The sequence below is a fragment of the Halorubrum californiense DSM 19288 genome (assembly GCF_000336875.1).
Classification (GTDB): Archaea; Halobacteriota; Halobacteria; order Halobacteriales; family Haloferacaceae; genus Halorubrum; species Halorubrum californiense.
Window position 1 is genome coordinate 107,952 of sequence record NZ_AOJK01000036.1, and the last position, 21,667, is coordinate 129,618.

Here is a 21,667-nt window from a genome sequence, read left to right on the forward strand (position 1 = left end):
CGGTCAGCAGTCGACCGCGCCGGCGCTCGAATCGATCGGCGAGCCGTCGTCCTCGTAATCTGCGTCGCCGACGGCGCCGGCGAACATCGGGAGCTGGAACTCGTAGGTGTACAGCACGTCGAACGCCGCGAACGGGTCGAGTCCGTCCGCGATCGCCTTCCGGGCGGTCAGTCTGACACCGGCGCCGAGCGTCACGATCGGCTCGCCGTCGAGCCGGCCGGCCGTTTCGATCCCGAACTCGTTGCCCGCACCGGGGTCGGTCAGCACGGAGAGGTGGATCACCGTCTCCATCGTCGCGCCACCCTCGCCGTCGTCGCCGCCGTCGCCGATCGATATCCGGTACCCGGTCCCGGTGAAACACCGCGTGATCGGGGGGACCTCGCTCCGGTTCGCGTCGACGCCGGGCCCCGCGGTCGCGGGACCGGTCGCACCCTCGTCGACGGACGCGGGCGCGACCGTTTTCGATGCCGCGGTCTGGCCCGCGACCGTGCCGGCACCGAGGCTCGCGGCGACGAGCAGCAGCGCGAGCGCGAGAGCGCGGACGCGAGTTTTCGACGAACGAGTCATCAGCCTCCCGTTCGTTCGGCCGGGTTAAATCACCGCGGTCGGCGGTATCAGTCGAGAGAATCGTCGCCGAGCAGTCCCTCGACGAGCAGCTCCGCGGACGCGACGTTCGTCGCCAGCGGCACGTCCTTCACGTCGCAGACCCGCAGCAGCGCCGAGATGTCGGGCTCGTGGGCCTGCGCGGTCAGCGGATCGCGGAGGAAGACGACCCCGTCGATGCGGTCGCTCGCGATCATCGCGCCGATCTGGAGGTCGCCGCCGAACGGCCCCGATGCCTGTCGGTCCACGGAGAGGCCCGTGGCCTCCGCGATGCGTTTTCCGGTCGTGCCGGTGGTCACCAGCTCGCACTTGTCGAGGACGTCGGTGTACGACTCGACGAACGCGACCATCTCGTCTTTCAGCTCGTCGTGCGCGATGAGCGCGATGCGCATACGGAGGGGTCACGGCGGCGTCGCTTAAGTACTGGCTTCGGCGCAGCGGTCGCCCGGCTCACCCGTCACTCGGTCGGTGCGGGGTCATCGCCCGCACCGCCGCTCCTCTCGGCCGCGCTGCCTCCCCCCGCTCCGCCGTCGCCCGCGTCCGCACTGCCGCTCGCTTCGCGCCGGTCGAACCGTCCGAGCGCGACCCGGCGGAGCGTGCCGGGGCTGTGGCGGCGGATCACCCACACCGCGCTGGCGGCGAAGACGGCGACCCCGAGCGTCACCAGCGACGTCCCGGCGAGCGCCGGTCCCCGGAGTCCGCCCGCGAGCGTCGTCCCCGAGGCGCCCGCGAGGAGGTCTGCGGCCACGACGAGCGCGGTCCCGACGGACAGCAGCGTCCCGTCGGCGGCCGCGAGCCGGTCGTCGTAGAGGTCGTCGATCATCGGCACCGCCTCGAAGCCGAGCCGGTCGCTGTACCGCTCGACCCAGACGCCGAACGGGACGATGTGGTACAGCGTGCCGACGATCACGAACCCGACGACGCCGAGGAGAAGGAGGGGCGCGCTGCCGGGCCCGCCGAGGACGTGGTCCGGGGCGGTCGGCGACCGGAGCCACGCGGGCGCGGCGGTCGCGACCCACGCCGCGAGCGCGACGACGGCGTACCGGGAGTGCATCGGCGTGCGCTCGACGCGCATCTCGTAGAGCCGACGGGCGAGGACGACGGCGAACCCCAGCGCAGCGAGCAGGATCAGGGCCGCGCCGACGCGGGCGAGGGCGGTCGCCCCGACCAGTCGTCCGCCCGCGAGCGCGACGACGCCGACGGGGTGGCCGACCTCCTCGACCGCGCGGAGGCGGTGGTCGACCCCGTGAAGCTCCGTCTGCGTGAACATCGTGCCGAGCCGGTACAGCGCGCCGTAGACGGTGGTCAGCACCGCGCCGAAGACGGCGAGGGTGACGTGGGCGCCGCGGACGCCGGCGTGCGAGACGCCGGAGTCGGCGAGGAGCCCGGCGCCGAGATCCGCCGCGAGCAGGACGCCGAGTCCGGTGAGGGCGACGAAGAAGCCGAGCGCGGCGACGAAGTGGCGCTCGGTCACGTCGAAGTCGTCGACGGTCGCGAGCGTCCGACCGAGGTTGTAGACGAACGCCCAGAAGCCGAGGAGCATGACGGCGCCGAACCCCGCGAGCCAGGGGAGCCGGCCCAGCGCGAGCGCGGTCGCGAAGCCGACCAGTCCTCCGACGACCAGCGCGAGCTGGGCGCTCGCGAGTCGCCGCGAGTGGAGCGTCGTCCCCGACCACACCGGGGCGAACTGCGTCATCGCGCCCATGATCGTCACGCAGACCCACCCGACGAGGAACAGGTGGACGTGGACGAGGCCGCCGAGTCCCGGCATCGCGTCGACGACCAGCCCGACCCCGACGAGCAGGGCGGCGCCGAGGAGGCCGAGCCCGACGAGGAAGTGCCGGAGCGGGACCGTCATGGGCGGTCCCTGTGCCGTGTCGATACCGCCCGGAACTGCCCCCATGTTCGAACCGTCGGACGCCGGCACCCTCCGACTGTCCCCGAAGATGTTCGCGGGCTCACCACGGAACGAGGCGGTCTTAAGGTCGTCCGGTAACGAGGGCTTCCCATGTTACGCGAGCGAGACACCGCGCCGTCCGGCGTCCGGAACCCCCGCGGCGCCGCGGAGGTGTCGTAGATGGGCGGGGAAGCGGCGGACGGCCGAACGACGGCCGAGCGAACGACTGAGGACCGGACGACCGCGGGACGAGCGATCGGCGTCGATGTCGGCGGGACGTTCACCGACGTGGCGCTCTCGCTCGACGGCGACCTCGTTACCGCGAAGGTGCCGAGTACCGCAGACCAGAGCGAAGGCGTCGCGGCGGGCATCGAGAAGGCCTGCGAGGCGGCCGGGATCGACCCCGGAAGCGTGACCGAGTTCTCCCACGCGATGACCGTCTCCGTCAACGCGCTTCTGGAGGGCGACGGCGCGCGGACCGCCCTCGTGACGACCGAGGGGTTCCGCGACGTGCTGGAGATCGGCCGACAGACCCGGCCGTCGCTGTACGACCTCGACGCCGAGAAGCCGGCGCCGCTGGTCCCCAGACGCCGCCGGTTCGAGGTCCCCGAGCGCGCAACGGTCGACGGGATCGAGGAGTCCGTCGACGACGCGGAGATCGAATCGCTCGTCGGCGACCTCCGCGACGCGGACGTCGAGTCCGTCGCGGTCTGCCTGCTCCACGCCTACGCGCACCCCGAGAACGAGGCCCGTCTCGCGGACGCGCTGCGCGACGCGCTCGACGTTCCGGTGTCGGCCTCCCACGAGGTGCTCCCGGAGTTCCGCGAGTACGAGCGGACCTCGACGACCGTCGTCGACGCGTACGTGCGCCCGGCGATCGACGGGTACGTCGGCCGCCTGACGGAGCGCGCGCGGGAGTTGGGCCTCCCGCAACCGCAGATCATGCAGGCAAACGGCGGCGTCACCGACGCCGAGACTGTCAGGCGGAACGCCGTGACGACCGTCCTCTCCGGGCCCGCGGCCGGCGTCGTGGGCGCGAGCGCGACGGCGGCGACCGACGCCGACCGCGACGGGCTGATCACCTTCGACATGGGCGGCACCTCCAGCGACGTGAGCCTCGTCCGCGACGGCGAGGTCGAGCGGACCACGGAGTCGGCCATCGCCGACCGACCGATCGGCACCCCGATGGTCGACGTCGAGACGGTCGGCGCCGGCGGGGGGTCGATCGCGTGGGTCGACGCCGGCGGCGCGCTCCGGATCGGCCCGCGCTCGGCCGGCGCCGACCCCGGGCCCGCCTGCTACGGGAAGGGCGGCACGGAGCCGACCGTGACGGACGCGAACCTCGTGTTGGGGTACGTCGGCGCGGACACGGACCTCGGCGGCGACCTGTCGCTCGACGCGGCGGCCGCGCGCGACGCGCTCGCCGCCCTCGCCGACGAGGCCGGGATGGCGGGGCCGGTCGCGGCCGCGCTCGGCGTCCACCGCGTCGCGAACGCCGACATGACCCGCGCGATCCGCTCGGTCACCGTCGAGCGCGGCCACGACCCCCGGCAGTTCGGCCTCGTCGCGTTCGGCGGCGCCGGCCCGATGCACGCGGTCCAGATCGCCGACGGCCTCGACGTGGAACGCGTCGTCGTCCCGCACGCGTCGGGCGTCCTGTCGGCGTACGGCCTCCTCGCGGCCGACGAGACGCGCGACGCCGTGCGGACGCGACAGGCCCCCCTCGCGGCAGTCGACCCCGAGGCGGTCGACGCGCTCTACGGGGAGCTGGCCGACGGCCTGCTGGACGAGGTCAGCGACCCGGACGCCGCGCGCGTCGAGTACGCCGCGGACCTGCGGTACGCCGGGCAGAGCTTCGAACTCACCGTCGACGTCGAGCGCCCGTTCGACCCCGCGGCCGCCGGCGAGCGCTTCGCGGCGGCCCACGACTCGGCGTACGGCTACCGCGCGGACGAGCCCGTCGAACTGGTGAACTGCCGCGCGACGGCGACCGTCCCACGGAGCGCGCCGGCGATCGAATCCGTCGGCGCTCCCGGCGCGGAGCCGCGGACCACCCGCGAGGCGGTGTTCCCCGACGGGGCCCGCGAGACTCCCGTCTACGACCGCGATCGGTTCCAGGCCGACGGCGCTGTCGAGGGGCCCGTCGTTGTCGAGGGCCCGGAGAGCACGGTCGTCGTCCCGCCGGCGTGGGGCGTTCGGCTACGCGGCGACGGCGCGCTGGTCGCGGAGGTGAGCGACGCGTGAGCGACGGGAACACGGACGCCGCGACCGACGCGGACATCGACCCGGTCTCGCTGGAGATCCTCCGGAACCAACTGGAGAGCGTCGCGAGCGAGATGGGCCACGTGCTGATCCGCGGGGCGTACTCGCCGAACATCAAGGAACGACAGGACTGCTCGACGGCGCTGTTCGACGCCGAAGGACGGATGCTCGCGCAAGCCGAACACATCCCGGTCCACCTCGGCGCGATGCCGGACGCGGTCGGTGTCGTCCTCGAAAAGGACCCGAAGCCGGGGGACGTGTTCGTCGTCAACGACCCGTTCGCCGGCGGGACGCACCTCCCGGACGTGACGCTCGTCTCGACGATCGCGCCCGACGACGAGATCGTCGGCTACGCCGTGTCGCGCGCGCACCACGCCGACGTCGGGGGGAGCGCGCCGGGGAGCATGCCGCCCGGCGCGCGAGAGATATACGAGGAGGGGCTCCGGCTCCCGGCGGTCCGGCTCGTCGACGGCGGCGAGCCGAACGAGTCCGTCCGGGACCTGATCCTCGCCAACGTCCGCACGCCGGACGAGCGCGAGGCGGACCTCCGAGCGCAGCGTGCCGCGAACGCCCGCGCGGAGGAGCGCGTCGGCGAACTCCTCGACGAACACGGAGCCACGCTGTTCGACGCCTTCGACGCCGTCATCGACTACTCCCGCGACCGGATCGAAGCCGAGGTCCGGGAACTCCCGGACGGCACCTATCGAGCACGAGACGTTCTGGAGGGGGACGGCGTCACCGACGCGGAGATCCCTGTCGCGGTCGCCGTCACCGTCGACGGCGCCGCGATCGACGTCGACTTCGCTGGCACCGCCGATCAGGTGGAGGGGAACCTGAACGCCCCGTTCTCGGTCGCGAAGAGCGCGGTGTACTTCGTCGTCCGCGCGATCACCGACCCGGAGATACCGCCGAATCACGGCTGTTACGAGCCCGTATCTATCTCGGCGACGGAGGGGTCGCTGCTCGACCCCCGGCCGCCGGCCGCGGTCGTCGGCGGGAACGTCGAGACGAGCCAGCGCGTCACCGACGTGACGCTGGAAGCGCTCGCGGCGGCGGTTCCAGACGTCGTTCCCGCCGGCGGACAGGGGACGATGAACAACCTGATCATCGGCGATCGCGGCGGCGAGTTCACCTACTACGAGACCATCGCCGGCGGCTTCGGCGGCCGGCCGACCAAGGACGGGATGGACGGCGTCCAGGTCGCGATGACCAACACGCTCAACACGCCGGTCGAGGCGCTGGAGACGGCGTACCCGCTTCGCGTCGAGCGCTACGCGCTGCGCCCGTCGAGCGGCGGCGACGGCCGCCACCGCGGCGGCCTCGGAATCGAACGGGCCGTCACCGTCGAGACCGACGCCACCGTCTCGCTGCTGACCGAGCGGCGGCGGACCGCCCCGCGCGGCCTCGACGGCGGCGGGGACGGCGCGCTCGGCGAGAACCTGATCGACGGCGATGCGGTCCCGGCGAAGGCGTCCGTCGACGTCGCGGCCGGGACGACGGTCTCGATCCGTACCCCCGGAGGCGGCGGCCACGGCGACCCCGCCGAGCGCGACCCGGAGGCTCGCGAGCGAGACCGGCGAGACGGGAAAGTCGAGGACTGACAAGTAGAGCGCGGACCCGGCGCCCGGCCTACTTGAACCGGAACGTCTCCAGGTTCTTCGGCGCGAACGTCCGCATGTTGTAGTCGTGGTACAGCGCCGAGGAGAGGTCCTGAACGGAGCTCTCGTCGCCGTGGACGCAGAGCACCTTCTCCGGGCGCGGGTTCATCGTTTTCACGAAGTTCTCCAGCCCCTGTCGGTCGGCGTGGCCGGAGAAGCCGTCGACGACCTCGGTGCCCATCTCGAGGGTGAGCGTGTCGCCGCGGCTCCCGCCGCCCCAGCCGTCGACCGGGATCTCGTCCCAGCCGTTCTGGATCCGGCGGCCGAGCGTCCCCTGCGCCTGATAGCCGACGAAGACGAGGTTCGAGTCCGGGTCGGGGCCGATGTGGCGGAGCCACGACATGATCGGGCCGCCCTCGATCATCCCCGACGTGGAGATGACGATACACTCGTCGCCGTCGGCGACCTCCTGCCGCTCGTCCTCGCCGGCGTCGATGTGGTTGAACTGGTCGGCGAGGAACGGGTTCTCGTCCTCGTGGAAGATGCGGTCGCGGAGGTCGTCGCGGAGGTACTCGGGGTAGGTGGTGTGGATCGCGGTCGCCTCCCAGATCATCCCGTCGAGGTGGACGGGCATCTCCGGGATCTCCCCCTTGCGCATCGCCTCCTCCAAGACGAGCATGATCTCCTGTGACCGCCCCACGGCGAAGGCGGGGATGACGACCTTCCCGCCCTGCTCGTACGTCTCGTTGATGACCTCCTTCAGCGCCTCCTCGGAGTCCTCCTGATCGGTCTGGTAGTCGTTGCGGCCGCCGTAGGTGGACTCCAGCACGAGCGTCTCCACGCGCGGGAAGTCGTTGACCGCGCCGTTGAACAGGCGGGTGTCCTCGTAGTGGATGTCGCCCGAGAACGCGACGTTGTAGAGGCCGTCGCCGATGTGGAAGTGGGTGACGGCGCTGCCGAGGATGTGGCCCGCGTTGTGGAACGTGAGCTTCACGTCCGGGGCCACGTCGGTCACGTCGCCGTACTCCAGCGGAATGGTGTGTTTGATCGCCTCGCGGACCTGCGACGACTCGTACGGCGGCGTCCGGCCGTCCTTGGCGGCGACGTCGAGGTAGTCGAGGGTGAGCAGGCCCATCAGGTCGCGGGTCGGCTCCGTCGTGTAGATGGGGCCGTCGTACCCGTACTTGAACAGCAGCGGGACCAGCGCGGAGTGGTCGAGGTGGGCGTGGGTCAGGATGACCGCGTCGAGCGTCGCCGCGCCCGCGCCGAGCGCCTCGGGCACCTGAAGGTACGGGACCTCGCCCTCGGCGCCGGGCTTGTCGCCGCAGTCGATGAGGATCCGCGTCTCGGGCGTCGAGAGGATGAAGGCCGCACGGCCGACCTCGCGGCAGCAGCCGAGCGTCGTGATCCGGACCCACTCGTCGTCGGACATCTCCTCACGGTGGATCTGCCGGCCGACGCGTTCGAGGATGTCGCGGCGCTCCTCGCGCTCGTTCTTCAGGAAGCCGCGGACGTTCGAGACGGTGGAGGACTCGATGGGCGGCGTCCGGACGACCTCGGGGGTCCACCCCACCTCTTGGGTGATCTCCCGGAGCGTCGAGCCGCGGCGGCCGATCACCATCCCGGGCTTTTCGGCCTCGATGACGACCTCGCCGGTGTCCTCGTGGAAGTCGAGGGAGGTCACGCCGGCGTCGTCGGGGATCACGTCGCGGACCTCGTCTTCGGCCCGCGCCGGCGGCGAGAGGGCGCTCGGGTCCGGGCGGACCGTGATCCGCTTGCGGAGCTTCGAGGCGAGCCGGCGGATCAGGTCGCCGTCGCCCGCGAAGCGCTTGGGGTCGCGCGTGTACACGACCAGCTCCGGCCCCTCGTATTTCACGTCGGTGACCGTGATGTCGTTCGGAATCTCCTGTTCGATCTCTGATTTCAACGTATCGAGTTGCTTGTCGACTTGACTCATATCTCACTGCGGGTCGTCGAGGCCGCCGTCGTCGTCGAATCGCGTCGCGCGTCGCGCGGCGACTCGCCGCCGATCGATCGACCGTGACGGGGTAGGCATAGTGGAAGTACTGTCCGTACTGGTTCCGTGCGCGGGAACAGCCAGCGAAAACCCGCTTGGATCAGGGTACTTCCCCGCCGTTATAAAACCCTTCGCAAAGGGCAAGCCGACGGCGGGCGAAGCCGCTCCATGCGCGTCACGCCGCAGACGGTCCGCGACGAACACGCTTGGGTCCGCGACCGCGCCGACGTCGTCGTCCCGATACTCAACGACACCCGCGACCGCCTCGGCCGGCTCTTCGAGACGGACGTAGACGCGGTGGCGCCCGACGCGTACCGCCGCGAGGTCGACGCCGTCTTCGCCGACGGCGAGGTCGCCGTCAACGTCGCCGCCTGCGTCGCGCTCCTCCGCGACCTCGACGTGGCCGGCGACTACCCCGGGTTCGTCGTCGACGAGGTCCTCGGCCGGGAACTGGCGGCGACGATAGCGGGCGGCCGACCCCTCTCGCTGCTCGCGCAGGCGACGTTCCACGTTGCCGACCTCTACGTGGACCGGGACGCCACGGCCGACGCGGACCGGGCCGGCGCCGGCACCGCCGGCGCGGACGACCTCGACGCCGCGCTCGCGGCGGGGTTCCAGACGCGGCTCCCGGGGTGGAACTGGCGGGAGGAAGAGAGCCCGTTCGCGGTCGACGCGGACGGTGACGCCGGTGATTCGGACTGAACCGGACTACGACGTGAAGTTCCTGACGAGCCGGTACGCCTTGTCGAGCAGCGCGTCGGGGAGGAAGCGCGCGAGGGCGCCGACGCGCGCGACGGTACCGGGCTGGACACGCGCCGGCGGTCGCGTCGCGCTCGCGGCGTCGTAGATGGCGTTCGCGACGAGTTCCGGTTCGACCGACCCGGGGCCGTCGCCGCCGATCAGCTGCGCGTCCTCGAACATCGCGTAGAACTCGTCGTACGCCTCGGTCCGCTCGATCCCCTCGCGCTCCTCGGGGTCGGCCTCCGACGCCGCGCGATCCGAGAAGTTCGTCTTCACGGGACCGGGCTCGACGACGACCACGTCGATCCCGAGGTCCGCGACCTCGTTGCGGAGCGCGTCCGACATCGCCTCCAGCGCGAACTTCGAGCCGCTGTACACGCCGCCGCCGGGCATCGACACCCGGCCCGCGACCGACGAGACGTTGACGATGGTCCCGTCGCGCTCGCGGCGCATCGCGGGGAGGACCGCGCGGATCAGCCGGTGGGGGCCGTACACGTTCACGTCGAACTGGTCGTGGACGCGGTCCGTGGTGACGTCCTCGATCGGTCCGAACTGGCCGTAGCCGGCGTTGTTGATCAGGGCGTCGATCGCGCCCTCCTCGTCCAAGACGCGGTCCACGACGCGGTCGATGTCGTCCTGGTCGGTGACGTCCAGCGTGGCGAGTTCACAGCCCGCCTCGCCGAGCGCCTCGATGTCCGCCGGGTTCCGCGCGGTGGCGTACACGGTCCATCCCTCGTCGAGGAACGCGTGCGCCGCGGCGCGGCCGATGCCCGAGGAACAGCCGGTGATGAGTGCCGTCTTCTGCACGCCTCTCCGGTCAGTCTCCGACGGCATAACTCTCCCGACCGGCGGCGAAACGCCTCCGGCGGCCGGGAAGAAGAGGCGCGTTACTCCTCGTCGCTCTCGCCGTCGTCGGCCTCGTCCTCGTCGGTCGCGAGCAGGCCGCGCTCGTCGAGGACCGACTCGATCTCGTCGGTCGATTGCTCGGTGTACTGCGGGTCGTCGACGGTGATCGTGGCGACGCCGACGCCGTCGGGCGACAGTTCGCCGTCGTTCGACTGCGCGAGGGTGTCGAGCGCGAGCCCGACCGCCTCCTCGGTCGAGATGCCCTCCTCGTACTCCGCTTCGAGGTAGTCGCGGAGGTCGCTGCGGTCCGAGCCGATGGAGAGCGCCTGCCACTCGTAGGGGGTGCCCGAGGGGTCCGTCTCGAACAGGCGCGGCTCGCCGTTCTCGACGCCGCCGACGATCAGCGCGACGCCGAACGGGCGCGCGCCGCCGACCTGCGTGTACTGCTGGATGTGGTCGGTGATGTTCTTCGTCAGCGTCTCGATGCCGACCGGCTCGCCGTACCGGAGCTGGTTCACCTGCGCCTGCCGGCGCGCGAAGTCGATCAGCTGGCGGGCGTCGGCGACGTGGCCCGCGCTCGCGACGCCGACGTGGTCGTCGGCCTTGTGGAGCTTCTCGATGCTCTCCGGCTCCATGAGGGGGGAGCGGGCGCGCTTGTCGGCCGCGAGGACGACGCCGTCCTCGGCGCGGACGCCGACGCTCGCCGTCCCTCGCTTCACCGCCTCCCGGGCGTACTCGACCTGGTAGAGTCGGCCGTCCGGAGAGAAGATTGTGATGCCGCGGTCGTACGCCTGCTGTTGGGATTGTCCCTGCATGGTATCACTCGGTGTCGAACGTCGTCGCGCCGACGCGCGCCGACTCGACCCGCAGGTCGCACGCGTCTCCGCGCGCGAATCCGGGCCGCTCGGCGCCCTCGAACGCGACGTCTCGCTGTGTCGAACTGGCGGTCGCGCGACCCATATATCTTTCTTCACAGGCACGCACCGTCCCCGAAATCCCGCGTACGCGGATTCCGACCGGCTCGCCGTCGACCTCGCTCACGCAGGCGACCGCCGCGCGCGCGTCGTCGACGTGCCCGTGTCTGACGCGGACGACGGCCTCGCCGGTCCCGTCCGCGTGCGCGAACGACAGGAGCGTGAGGTCGGCGTCGGCGCTGCCCGCGTCCCCGAGGAGGTTGCCGGCGCTGTACCACAGCGCGCGCTGGAACGCCCGCCGGCCGACCTCGGCGTCCGCCCACGACTCGATCCCGACCGCGAGGTAGCGCCACCGCGGCCGGAGGTGTTTGGGGAGGTGCTTCACGGCTGGATCACGCCGGCAGCTCGCGGATCCGCTCCGCGACGATCACCGCCACTTGGTCGTGGACGCGCTCGACGGCCGTCACCGCGAACCCCTCCGCGGTGAACGCCTCGACCAGCGTCCCGACCGTCGCCGGGTCGTCGACATCGGGGGTGTAGAACGGCGCGTCGGGGTCCGGCTCCTCGAAGAAGGCGACGTCGCCGAGGACGATCCGACGGGCGCCAGTCTCGGCCATCACGCCGATGGCCTCGCGCTTCTCGTCGTCCGCGAGGTGGTGGAGCGCGAAGTTCGAGGTGACGACGTCGACCCGCTGGCCCGGGTCGAGCCGGGGGTCGCGGAACTCGCCGTACGCGAACTCGACGTCGTCGAGGCCGCGCTCCGTGGCCTTCCGACGCCCCTCTTCCATCATCCCCTCGCTGATGTCCCGCGCGAGGACGCGCTCGGCGTCCTCGGCGAGCGCGAGCGCGATGGCGCCGGTCCCGGCGCCCAGATCGAGGACGACATCGTCCGCGTCGGGCGCCGCGTGGTCGATCACGAGGCTCGCGCAGGCGTGGTACGCGTCACTCTTCGAGTCGTCGTACTCGGCCGCCTTCTCGGAGAACCGCTCGGCGTGCTCCTCAACCGTCTTCTTCATACCTGCCACGTCGGACCCCCGGCTCTATGAAGCCCTCGGAGCGCCGCTCCCGGTTGCGCTCGACGAGGTCGCCCCACGCTCGGAGCCCCTCGCGGACCGCCTCGGCGTCGAACCCGATCGCCTCGCCGGCCGCAACCAGTTCGCGTGGTGCCCGGAGTTCGAGGTGCGACCGCGCGTTCGCGCTCACGACGTACGGTGCGTCGTAGTGGGCGACGATCTCGCGCAGCTTCCGGAGGTCGGCGAGCGCGCGGACCCGCTTCCCGCCCGTGGCGCGCAGCGCCGGCCCGAAGTCGAACTCCACGCGGACGCCGTTGTCGCGCGCCGCCTTCGCGAGGACGTGGTTGAAGTCGCCGCCGCTCGCCATCGGCCGGACGAGCACGTCGACGCGGGCCTGCTCGACCGCGAACCGGTTCAACGCGTCGTCGCCGCCGATCACGCAGACCACGCTTCGGTCCGACCGGTAGTTCCCGACCGCGCCCGAGGCGCTCGTCGGGTCGTCGGCGTCTATCTCGACCGCGTCGACGACGTCGATCCCGTACTCCTCGCTGAGCGCGGCCGGGTCGCGGACGGGACTCTCGTCGCGGGCCGCCGCGGTCGATCCGTCGCCGCCCGTCGCGGCCGATTCCTCCCCGCCGACGGCCGGATCCAGCGCGTCGCGCGTCCGCACCACGATCCCGTCGTAGCCGCGGCGAGCGGCGGTGGCGGCGTGGCGCGCGACGGTCGCCTCCCCGTCGGGGTAGGCGTGAACGGCCTCGTACATGGGGCCCCGTTTCGCGGCCGAGCGTATCGGCGTTGCGCTTTCGGGGTCGCGACGGCGCCCGTGTCCTGTCCCCTCGCCGCGTTCGCTTCCCTCCCATCGTCGACGCGACCGCGCCTCGCGTCGTCAGTCGTCTCCGACGGACTCCTCGTCCTTCTTCCAGTCGCGCCTGGCGTCCTCGCCCGTGAACCACGTCGCGATCCCGTCCGGGTCGTCCTCGAGGAAGGCGCGCCGCCGGCTCCACTCGACGGTCGCCTTCCCGAGCGCGATCGGGAGCAGGTACGGGAGGAGGAGGACCTCGACGCCGACCGCGTCGGCGACGGCGTCGAGCAGGCCGGGAGCGAGCGCCGCCTCGATCACGGCGATTCCGGCGGTCACCGAAACCCCCGTCAGTACCGCGACGACGAAGTAGAAGAAGACGACGCGCTGGGCGGCCTCGACGACCATGTACGGCGATTGCTCCTCGTAGGCGCGCTCCGCGAAGAACTCCCGGCGCACCTCCGCGACCTGCGCACCGCAGACGCTCAGCGTCGCCAGCCCGACCGTGGGCGTGAGGTACGAGAGCGCGTCCCAGCCGACAGGGAAGAGCGGGAACAACATGAACGCGAAGATCCCGAGCGACCGGCGGACGACGCGGAAGTTCCGGCGGTAGATCGGCGGGAGCCACGAGACGAGCCGGATCGGCTCCGGATCGCGCTCCCACACTTCGTCGCGCTCGGCGTCCTCGTCGTAGCCCGTGATGTAGAACGAGCGGTCTTCGAGTCGGATCGGTCGCTCGGCGAACATCGCGGCGGCGGCGTGGGCCACCACCAAGACGGCGACCTCGATCCAGTACACCGCGAGCAGTTCGCCGACGCGCCAGCCGAATCCGACGACACCGGCGAGCGGGAGGAGGTTCGTCGCGGCCACGAGCGCGAGGGCGGATCGACTCCCTGCGGGAGGGCGGGGCTTCATCGGTCGAGTCCACGGGGTCGCGAGAGGTAAAACTCTCGTCGCACCCCGGCCGCTTTTGCCTGCCCGACGGAAGGGACGCGTATGCCCGCCGACTTACAGGAGAAGACGGACCGCTACGAGCGGATGCTCGCGGACGCGCTGGCGGTCGCGGAGCCGCGTCCGCCGGCCGACACGCCGCTGGGCGAGGCCGCGGCCGACGTGACCGAGATGGCCGAGTCGTACCTCGACGACGGTCGACACTTCCGCGACGACGGCGACCCGGTGAACGCGCTCGCATCCTACTCGTACGGCTACGGCTGGCTCGACGCCGGGGTCAGGCTCGGGCTGTTCGCGGTGCCCGACGACACGGAGCTGTTCACGACGTGAGGGCCGGGCCGACCCGGCGCTCGCGCTCGGCGCGCGCCCGCGAGACCGGAGCGAGGGACGCGCTTAAGCGGTGACGGCCGCGACTGACGGCATGGACGAACTCGCGGACCTGACCGAGCGGCTCGTCTCGATCCCCTCCCACGAGGACGAGACGGCCGCCGGCGACGCCATCGAGGAGTGGCTGCGCGCGGAGACCGACGCGAGGGTCGAACGCGACGACGCCGGTAACGTCCTCGCGTTCGCGGGCGCGACCGACGACCCCGCCGCCGACTCGCTCGCCCTCGTCGGCCACCACGACGTCGTGCCGCCGGCGCCCCAGCAGACGACGGGCGAGGGGCTCGACGGCGAGTACGTCGTGGAACGCCGCGAGGGACGTATCTACGGCCGCGGCACCGCCGACATGAAGGGGTCGGTCGCGGCCGCGATGCTCGCGTTCCGGGACGCGACGCCGCCCGCTGACCGCGAACTGATATTCGCCTCGTTCGTCGGCGAGGAGGTCGGCGGCGAGGGCGCGCGGCACGCGATCGACGCCGGGTTCGCGCCGGACCGCGCGGTCGTCGCCGAGGGGTCGACGGACTACTCGAAGCCGGGCGTCACTGACGTCGTCGTCGCCCACCGCGGACGGCGGGGGTCGCGGCTCGTCGCGCACGGGGAAGCCGCGCACGCTTCCGAGCCGGAGGCGGGCGAGAACGCCATCTATCGGGCCTGCGACGCCATCGACGGCGTGCGGGAACTCGACACGCCGCGGGCGACGGTCTTGGGGAACGACGTGTCGGGGTCGCTCGCGGTCACCGTCGTCGACGGCGGTGACACGTGGAACGTGATCCCGGAGCGCTGCGAGGCGACGGTCGACGAGCGAACCGTCCCCGGCGGCTACGCCGACCTGTCGGGCGTCGCCGACTCGGTGCCGGGCGTCGAACTCGTCGTCGATCAGGACCTCCCGCCGATGGCCTGCGGTGACGCCGCGTTCGCCGACGCCGCGCTCGACGTCGCCCGCGCGGTCCACGACGAGCGCGGCCTCGACGCGCCCGACCACGTCACCAAGCCGCACGCGACCGACGCGGGATGGCTCGCGGAGGCCGGGACGGAGTGTCTGGTCTGCGGCGCCTCCGAGCCGGGGGAGGCCCACACCGACACCGAGAGCGCGAGCCTCGACGTTCTCGACCGCTGTTACCGGATCTACGCCGGGATCGCCGAGCGGGAACTGTAGCGGTCTCTGAGGGAGTCGCGGTCGGCGCCGCTGTGTCTCGCGTTCGGCGGCCGCCGGTCGGGCCCGACGAACGCGTCACGCGGCGGCCCGCGGCCGTCTCGCGCGACCCCGTATGGAAGGGGTTTTATGCGCTCCGCGGAAAGTGTGCGCCACTATGGGAGACAAGTCGAAGGCTCAAAAGAAGCGTCTGGCGAAGGCGGAGCGCCAGAACACCCGCGTCCCCGCGTGGGTCATGATGAAGACGGACATGAACGTGACGCGAAACCCCAAGCGGCGCAACTGGCGCCGGAACGACCTGGACGAGTAAATGTCGACGAACGACTTCGAGGAGCGCGTCGTCACCGTCCCGCTCCGCGACGCGAAGGACAAGCCCGTCCAGCAGCGCGCCGACTACGCCATGAAGATCACGCGCCAGCACCTCGCGAAGCACTTCTCCGTCGACGAGGACGACGTGATCATCGACGGCTCCGTCAACGAGGCCGTCTGGAAGAACGGGCGACAGAACCCGCCCAGCACGGTGCGGGTCCGCGCGGCTCGGTTCGTCGAGGACGGCGAGCCGGTCGTCGAGGCCGAACACGCCGAGTAACGTGTTACGGGCGACCTTCACCGGCTCGTCGTACGTGGGCGTGTTCGCCCGCGCCGTCGACGACCTCCTGCTGGTCCGACCGGACGTCGACGAGGAACTCGCCGAGGACCTCGGGACGGAACTCGGCGCAGAGCCGCTGCTGACGACGGTCGGGAGGTCCAACACGGTCGGCGCGCTCGCGACGGGCAACGAGAGCGGTATCCTCGTCTCTTCGCGCGCGACCGAGCGCGAGAAGGACCGCATCGCCGACGCCGCCGGGACGCCGGTCCACGAACTGCCGGGCGAGATCAACGCCGCCGGCAACGTCGTCCTCGCGAACGACTACGGCGCGTACGTCCACCCGGACCTCTCGCGCGAGTCGGTCCAGACGATCAAAGACGCGCTCGACGTCCCCGTAACCCGAGGTGACCTCGGCGACGTCCGCACGGTCGGCACGGCGGCGGTCGCCAACAACACGGGCGTGCTCTGTCACCCGCAGTCGACGGAGTCGGAGCTTCAGGCGGTCGAGGACGCGCTCGACGTCCGCGCCGACCTCGGCACCGTCAACTACGGCGCGCCGCTCGTCGGCTCCGGCCTCGTCGCCACCGACGAGGGGTACGTCGTCGGCGGGGACACGACCGGTCCGGAACTCGGCCGCATCGAGGAGACGCTGGGCTACATCGACTGAGCCCCCTTCTTCTCGCCCGAGCCGGCTGTTCTCCTCGGTTGAGCCGCCCGCTTTCCTCCGCGTACTCTCACATTTAAAGGCCGCAGCGGAGTTGGGGGCGGTATGCCCGCTATCGAGTGTCGCGGCCTCTCCAAGTACTACGGCGACGTCCGAGGGATCGAAGACGTCTCCTTCAGCGTCGACGACGGCGAGGTGTTCGGCTTCCTCGGCCCGAACGGCGCGGGGAAGACGACGGCGATCCGAACGCTGCTGGGATTCCTGTCGCCGACGAGCGGCGGCGCGACGCTGCTCGGCCGCGACGCGACCGACCCGGTGGAATCGCGTCGCGCCCGCGAGCGGATCGGGTTCCTCCCCGGGGACCCGGGACTCGACCGCGACCGCACCGCGGGAGCGTTCCTCGACCACCAAGCGGCGCTGCGCGGCGAGTCGAGCCGCATCGCCGACCTCTCACGGGGGAACCGGCAGAAAGTGGCGCTGGTGGCGGCGTTCATACACGACCCGGACCTGCTGTTGCTCGACGAGCCGACCTCCGGGCTCGACCCGCTGCTTCAAGAAGAGTTCGCCGCCTTGGTGCGCGAACGAGTCGACGACGGGGCGAGCGTCCTGCTCTCGTCGCACGTCCTCGGCGAGGTGGCCGCGCTGTGTGACCGCGTCGGCGTCCTCCGACAGGGCCATCTCGTCGCGGTCGAGTCCGTCTCCGAACTGCGGTCCCGAGGCGGGAAGCAGGTCCGCGTCCGCGTCGCGGAGGACGTCGAGCGCGCCGACTTCGAGGTCCGTGGGATCATGAACCTCCGCGTCGGCGACACCGTCTCGTTCACGTGGACCGGCGGAGTCGCCCGCGGGGTCGGGGGGTGACGCCCGATGAGCGACCGCCGGACGCCGTGGCTGGCGATCGCGCGGTACGACGCCGCGGGCCGGGCCCGTGGGTCGGCCGTGGTGACGGGCCTGCTCTCCGCGTTCCTCCTGCTGTTCCTCGCCTTCTTCCCGTCTCTGGCGACCGCGGACGTCGACCTCGATGCGTACGTCGAGGCGTTCCCGCCAGCGCTCCGGGAGGCGTTCGGGATCATCGCCATCTCCTCGATAGAGGGGTTCCTCGCGGTGGAGTTCTATCAGTTCGCGTGGCTGCTCTTGGTGGGCCTCTACCTCGCGTACCTCGCCGGCGGGACGATCGCCGGCGACGTCGCCTCCGGCCGGGTGGACCTCACGCTGTCGGCGCCGGTCGCGCGCCGCGACGTGGTAGTCGGGCGGTTCCTCGGACTGGTCCCGCTCGTCGTCCTCCTGAACGTCGTGCTCCCGCTCGTCGCGTACGTCGGCGTCCTCGTAGTCGGGGAGACGATCGCGGTCGAGCGGCTGCTCGCGGTCCACGCGCTCGCGGTACCGTACCACCTGACCTGCGTCGCGGTCGGGGTCGCCGTGTCGATGCTCGTCTCGCGGCCGGGGATCGCCCAGCGCGTCGCCCTCGGCGCGCTGTTCGCGTTGTTCATGTTCGAGTCCGTCGTCGCGAGCATGGACTACGCCGAGGGGGGGAGACCTCAGCCCGACGGCGCATTACGACCCCTCCGCGGTCCTCGTGCTGGGCGAGTACGACCTCACAGGGGCGGCGGTCCTGCTCGCGGCGACGACCGTCCTCGTCGCCCTCGCCGTCGTCCGGTTCCGCCGCGCGGATCTCTCGGGATAAAAATCCGGGATTCGAGGCCGCTCCGTGCCGTCCGCGGCGGCGTCGTCGCCTGTCCCTTTTTAGGAAGATACTTCCCTGTCCCTGCCGGATCGGGGAACATGAGTACCTACACGGTGAGTGGACGGTTCCAGAGCCGAGACGGCGACCAGCCGTTCACGAAGGACGTTGAGGCGGAAAACGAGGACCTCGCCCGCGAGCGGATCTACACCACGGTCGGGAGTCAGCACAACCGCAAGCGTACCCAGATCGACATCGAGGAGGTGTCCGAGGCATGATGGGTGGCGGACAACAGCAGCTCCAGCAGCTCTCGCAGGAACTGCAGGAACTCGACGAGGAGATCGAGGCGCTCGAAGCCGAGATCGCGGACTACCGCGAGGAGAAGGCCGATATCGACGACGCGATCGAGGCCATCAAAACGCTCGACACGGGCGCGACCGTTCAGGTCCCGCTCGGCGGCGGCGCGTACCTCCGCGCGGAAGTACAGGACATCGACGAGGTCATCGTCTCGCTCGGCGGGAACTACTCCGCGGAGCAGGAGCAGGACGACGCCATCGACGTCCTCCGGCGCAAGCAGGAGGCGCTCGACGACCGCATCGAGGAGACGCAGGAAGAGGTCGACGAGCTCGAGTCCGAGAGCGACGAGCTCGAACAGCAGGCCCAGCAGATGCAACAGCAGATGCAGCAGCAGCAGATGCAGCAGATGCAGCAGGGGCAGGAAGACGACGGGGAGTAACACGAGGACCCGACCGTGTTCGACGGACTGAAAGACAAGCTCTCCGGCTTCCGGGAGGACGTCGAGGAGTCGACCGAGGCCGAGGAGGAATCGGCGCCAGACGACGAGTCGGCCGCCGAGAGCGACGCGACCGACGCTTCGGCCGACAACGTCGGAGACGAGGACGACGTCGCCGCGGTCGAGACCGACGCCGACGAGACCGCGGACGGCGACTCGTCGTCGAGCGACGACGAGCCGAGTACCTTCCAGCGCGCGAAGGCGTTCGCGACCGGCCGGATCATCATCGAGGAGGAAGACCTCGAGGAGCCGCTGTGGAACCTCGAGATGGCGCTGCTCGAAAGCGACGTGGAGATGAGCGTCGCCGAGCAGATCCTCGACAGCGTCCGTGAGAGCATGCTCGGCGAGTCGCGCAAGCAGGTCGAGACGACCGGCGAGCTCGTCGAATCCGCGCTTCACGACGCCCTACTCGACGTTATCGCAGTCGGGCAGTTCGACTTCGAGCAGCGGATCGCCGAGGCGGACAAGCCGGTCACCATCGTCTTCACCGGCGTCAACGGCGTGGGGAAGACGACGAGCATCGCGAAGCTCTCGGAGTGGCTCGCGGACCGCGGCTACTCCTCGGTCCTCGCGAACGGTGACACGTACCGCGCGGGCGCGAACGAGCAGATTCAAGAGCACGCTGACCGACTCGGTCGCGACCTGATCAGCCACGATCAGGGCGGCGACCCGGCGGCCGTCATCTACGACGGCGTCGAGTACGCGGAGGCGAACGACATCGACGTCGTCCTCGGCGACACGGCGGGGCGGCTCCACACGAGCGACGACCTGATGGCGCAACTGGAGAAGATCGACCGCGTCGTCGACCCGGACATGACGCTGTTCGTCGACGAGGCGGTCGCGGGCCAGGACGCCGTGAACCGCGCGAAGGAGTTCAACGACGCCGCCGCCATCGACGGCGCAATCTTGACGAAGGCCGACGCCGACTCCTCGGGCGGCGCCGCAATCTCCGTCGCGTACGTCACCGGCAAGCCGATCCTCTTCCTCGGCACCGGACAGGGGTACGACGACATCACCCGATTCGACCCCGAGGACCTCGTCGAGAGCCTGCTCGACGGGGAGTAGCGACCGTCAAGCAGCGTTCGCTTTCTCGCGTCGTTTCCTTTCTCGACTCGGAGCGGCGCGACAGCGAACTCACGACGCGTCGGTCGCGTCAGTCGTCGTCGGAACGCCCCTCCGGCGTCGCGCGGTCGAGGGTATCGATGTCCGCGACGACGGGGGAGGTCTCGACGCGTGACACCAGCCGCGTCGCGGCCGCGAGCGAGCCGACCCCGAGGGCGACTCCGACGACGCTGTCGGCCGCCCAGTGGATGCTAGCTAGACGCGGTGTGCGGGCGATCCTCGTGCGATCCTCGGCGGTTCGTTCCGTGCCCAGCGTTGATCTCTTCCGGTCCGAACTGCGATAAAAAGGTTTTTCACGCTTTTTTATTACTCGCAGTGCCGATGAGTATAGTGGACAATTATTTATGTTATTCAGGGACCGGTTAGTTTGAGGCGAACGTTATGTCAGACAGCGATAACCACGGGGATGGGTCGACGCACAGCCCAGAAAAAACCGCGTCCAATCGCGGATCGCAGCGCCGCGATATTTTAAAAATGGGCGCCGGGGCAGTAGGGATCGCCGGACTCGCTGGGTGCCTCACCGACGACGGCTCGGATGGCTCGGACGGCTCTGATGGTTCGGACGGCTCGGACGGCTCTGATGGTTCGGACGGCTCGGACGGTTCCGACGGCGGAAGCGAGACGACGAACGTCGCCATCGTCTCCAGTCCGGCGGGGTTCGGCGACCAGGCATTCAACGACCTCGCGCTCGACGGCCTCCAGAATGCGGCTGAGGAGTACGACATCGAGATCCAGCAGGTCGAAGAGACCAACCAGTCGAACTACCAGACGGTCCAGTCGCAACTCGCCGAGAGCGGCGATCCTGACTACGACCTCATCGTCTTGGTCAGTTACAACCACACGCAGGCGCTTCAGACGAACGCCGAGGAGTACCCTGACCAGAACTGGATGCTGATCAACGCGTCGGTCGATCAGCCCAACGTGGCGGGGTACACGTGGGCGAACCACCAGATGTCCTTCCAGGCGGGCGTGTTGGCGGGGACGATGACCACGCGCGAACTCTCCCACGAGGGCAACTCGCTCGACCCCGAGGAAAACGTCGTCGGGTTCGTCGGCGGCGTCGACGGGTCGCTCATCAACGCGTTCGAGCGGGCCTACCGCGCCGGAGTGGAGTGGGTCGACGAGGGGATCGAAGTCAACGTCGGCTACATCGGGAATTACACCGACACCCAGACCGCGAACAATATCGCCACCTCGCAGTACGACGCGGGCGCCGACATCGTGTATCACGCCGCCGCGGCGGCCGGCCAAGGCGTTTTTCAGGCCGCACAGGAGACCGATCGGTTCGCGATCGGCGTCGACGCCGACCAGTCCGTGACCCTCCCGGACTACCAAGACGTCATCATGGCGTCGGCGGTGAAGTACATCAACGAGGGGACCTACGAGGTCGCCGAAGCGGTCGTCGAGGACGACTGGTCCAGCGTTCAGGGGTCGAACGTCCTCGGCCTCGAATCCGAGGCCGTCGACGTCGTGTTCGGACAGGCCATCGGAGACAGTCTCCCAGCCGTCGCGGCCGAGAATCTTGAAGAGAGCAGGCAGGCGATCATCGACGGGGAGATCACGGTCCCCTGTAGCGCCGGCGGTTGCTGACAGCGGGCGGTGCCCGCGAGNATCTTGAAGAGAGCAGGCAGGCGATCATCGAC

Annotated in this window: 22 protein-coding genes and 2 pseudogenes; 14 read left to right on the plus strand and 10 right to left on the minus strand. The window is 70.6% G+C overall.

The window, feature by feature from the left end; translation table 11 throughout:
• Positions 1-3: 3 nt before the first annotated feature.
• From C463_RS07225 to C463_RS07235, 3 genes are all read right to left on the minus strand, one after another.
• Positions 4-567: a DUF7332 family protein gene (locus tag C463_RS07225; protein ID WP_008442411.1), complete on the minus strand. Its 564-nt coding sequence runs from the start codon at positions 565-567 to the stop codon at positions 4-6.
• A 47-nt stretch (positions 568-614) separates the two neighbouring features.
• A complete protein-coding gene (locus C463_RS07230; protein ID WP_008442413.1) occupies positions 615-995 on the minus strand; it encodes a methylglyoxal synthase in 381 nt (126 codons plus the stop codon).
• A gap of 65 nt (positions 996-1,060) precedes the next feature.
• Positions 1,061-2,461, minus strand: a complete 1,401-nt coding sequence (locus C463_RS07235; protein ID WP_008442415.1) for a hypothetical protein — start codon at positions 2,459-2,461, stop codon at positions 1,061-1,063.
• Between the two features lie 219 nt (positions 2,462-2,680).
• Here C463_RS07235 and C463_RS07240 point away from each other — a divergent pair, with 219 nt between their 5' ends.
• The gene (locus C463_RS07240; RefSeq protein ID WP_008442423.1) at positions 2,681-4,744 is read left to right on the plus strand and encodes a hydantoinase/oxoprolinase family protein; all 2,064 of its coding nucleotides are present in this window, start codon (positions 2,681-2,683) and stop codon (positions 4,742-4,744) included.
• Entirely contained in the window at positions 4,741-6,363 is a 1,623-nt protein-coding gene (locus C463_RS07245; RefSeq protein WP_008442425.1) for a hydantoinase B/oxoprolinase family protein, read from the plus strand. Before C463_RS07240 ends, C463_RS07245 begins: the two co-directional genes overlap by 4 nt.
• 28 nt (positions 6,364-6,391) lie before the next feature.
• Here the strand turns inward: C463_RS07245 and C463_RS07250 are convergent, their stop codons facing one another.
• Positions 6,392-8,317, minus strand: coding sequence for a beta-CASP ribonuclease aCPSF1 (locus tag C463_RS07250; RefSeq protein WP_008442426.1), 1,926 nt, complete (start codon positions 8,315-8,317; stop codon positions 6,392-6,394).
• 228 nt (positions 8,318-8,545) lie between these two features.
• Here C463_RS07250 and C463_RS07255 point away from each other — a divergent pair, with 228 nt between their 5' ends.
• Positions 8,546-9,079: a hypothetical protein gene (locus C463_RS07255; protein ID WP_008442427.1), complete on the plus strand. Its 534-nt coding sequence runs from the start codon at positions 8,546-8,548 to the stop codon at positions 9,077-9,079.
• Positions 9,080-9,085: 6 nt separating this feature from the next.
• On the opposite strand, the gene C463_RS07260 is transcribed toward C463_RS07255, so the two are convergent.
• The 6 genes from C463_RS07260 to C463_RS07285 form a co-directional block, all read right to left on the minus strand.
• Positions 9,086-9,952 carry an SDR family oxidoreductase gene (locus C463_RS07260; RefSeq protein ID WP_008442428.1) on the minus strand — a complete coding sequence of 289 codons (867 nt, stop codon included), beginning with the start codon at positions 9,950-9,952 and terminating at the stop codon, positions 9,086-9,088.
• 53 nt (positions 9,953-10,005) lie between these two features.
• Positions 10,006-10,779, minus strand: coding sequence for an archaeal proteasome endopeptidase complex subunit alpha (gene psmA, locus C463_RS07265; protein WP_008442432.1), 774 nt, complete (start codon positions 10,777-10,779; stop codon positions 10,006-10,008).
• A gap of 4 nt (positions 10,780-10,783) precedes the next feature.
• Positions 10,784-11,263: an Rpp14/Pop5 family protein gene (locus C463_RS07270; RefSeq protein WP_008442433.1), complete on the minus strand. Its 480-nt coding sequence runs from the start codon at positions 11,261-11,263 to the stop codon at positions 10,784-10,786.
• A 7-nt stretch (positions 11,264-11,270) separates the two neighbouring features.
• Positions 11,271-11,894, minus strand: a complete 624-nt coding sequence (locus tag C463_RS07275) for a class I SAM-dependent methyltransferase (protein WP_008442434.1) — start codon at positions 11,892-11,894, stop codon at positions 11,271-11,273.
• Positions 11,878-12,654 (minus strand): RNase P subunit p30 family protein, encoded by a 777-nt coding sequence (locus C463_RS07280; protein WP_008442435.1) that lies wholly within the window; start codon positions 12,652-12,654, stop codon positions 11,878-11,880. The genes C463_RS07275 and C463_RS07280 overlap by 17 nt, the downstream gene beginning before the upstream one ends.
• Before the next feature lie 123 nt (positions 12,655-12,777).
• Entirely contained in the window at positions 12,778-13,605 is an 828-nt protein-coding gene (locus tag C463_RS07285) for a DUF6498-containing protein (protein WP_049905658.1), read from the minus strand.
• Positions 13,606-13,686: 81 nt separating this feature from the next.
• On the opposite strand from C463_RS07285, the gene C463_RS07290 reads away from it, so the two are divergent.
• From C463_RS07290 to C463_RS07340, 11 genes and pseudogenes are all read left to right on the plus strand, one after another.
• The gene (locus C463_RS07290; protein ID WP_008442437.1) at positions 13,687-13,971 is read left to right on the plus strand and encodes a DUF357 domain-containing protein; all 285 of its coding nucleotides are present in this window, start codon (positions 13,687-13,689) and stop codon (positions 13,969-13,971) included.
• 91 nt (positions 13,972-14,062) lie between these two features.
• Positions 14,063-15,181 carry a M20 family metallopeptidase gene (locus C463_RS07295; RefSeq protein ID WP_008442438.1) on the plus strand — a complete coding sequence of 373 codons (1,119 nt, stop codon included), beginning with the start codon at positions 14,063-14,065 and terminating at the stop codon, positions 15,179-15,181.
• Positions 15,182-15,335: 154 nt separating this feature from the next.
• Positions 15,336-15,488, plus strand: a complete 153-nt coding sequence (locus tag C463_RS07300; RefSeq protein ID WP_004050128.1) for a 50S ribosomal protein L39e — start codon at positions 15,336-15,338, stop codon at positions 15,486-15,488.
• Positions 15,489-15,767, plus strand: coding sequence for a 50S ribosomal protein L31e (locus C463_RS07305; protein WP_008442439.1), 279 nt, complete (start codon positions 15,489-15,491; stop codon positions 15,765-15,767). It abuts the gene before it with no gap.
• Position 15,768: 1 nt separating this feature from the next.
• The gene (locus C463_RS07310; protein WP_008442440.1) at positions 15,769-16,434 is read left to right on the plus strand and encodes a translation initiation factor IF-6; all 666 of its coding nucleotides are present in this window, start codon (positions 15,769-15,771) and stop codon (positions 16,432-16,434) included.
• 102 nt (positions 16,435-16,536) lie between these two features.
• A pseudogene (locus tag C463_RS07315) lies at positions 16,537-17,262 on the plus strand (ABC transporter ATP-binding protein); the annotation flags it as partial.
• Positions 17,263-17,295: 33 nt separating this feature from the next.
• Positions 17,296-18,112, plus strand: a pseudogene (locus C463_RS07320) (ABC transporter permease).
• A gap of 98 nt (positions 18,113-18,210) precedes the next feature.
• Positions 18,211-18,387, plus strand: coding sequence for a 50S ribosomal protein L18Ae (gene rpl18a / locus C463_RS19990; protein WP_004595730.1), 177 nt, complete (start codon positions 18,211-18,213; stop codon positions 18,385-18,387).
• Positions 18,387-18,845: a prefoldin subunit alpha gene (gene pfdA, locus C463_RS07330; RefSeq protein WP_049905660.1), complete on the plus strand. Its 459-nt coding sequence runs from the start codon at positions 18,387-18,389 to the stop codon at positions 18,843-18,845. Before rpl18a ends, pfdA begins: the two co-directional genes overlap by 1 nt.
• 15 nt (positions 18,846-18,860) lie before the next feature.
• Positions 18,861-19,967: a signal recognition particle-docking protein FtsY gene (gene ftsY / locus C463_RS07335; protein ID WP_008442444.1), complete on the plus strand. Its 1,107-nt coding sequence runs from the start codon at positions 18,861-18,863 to the stop codon at positions 19,965-19,967.
• Between the two features lie 531 nt (positions 19,968-20,498).
• Positions 20,499-21,614 (plus strand): BMP family lipoprotein, encoded by a 1,116-nt coding sequence (locus C463_RS07340; protein WP_008442445.1) that lies wholly within the window; start codon positions 20,499-20,501, stop codon positions 21,612-21,614.
• Positions 21,615-21,667 lie beyond the last annotated feature (53 nt).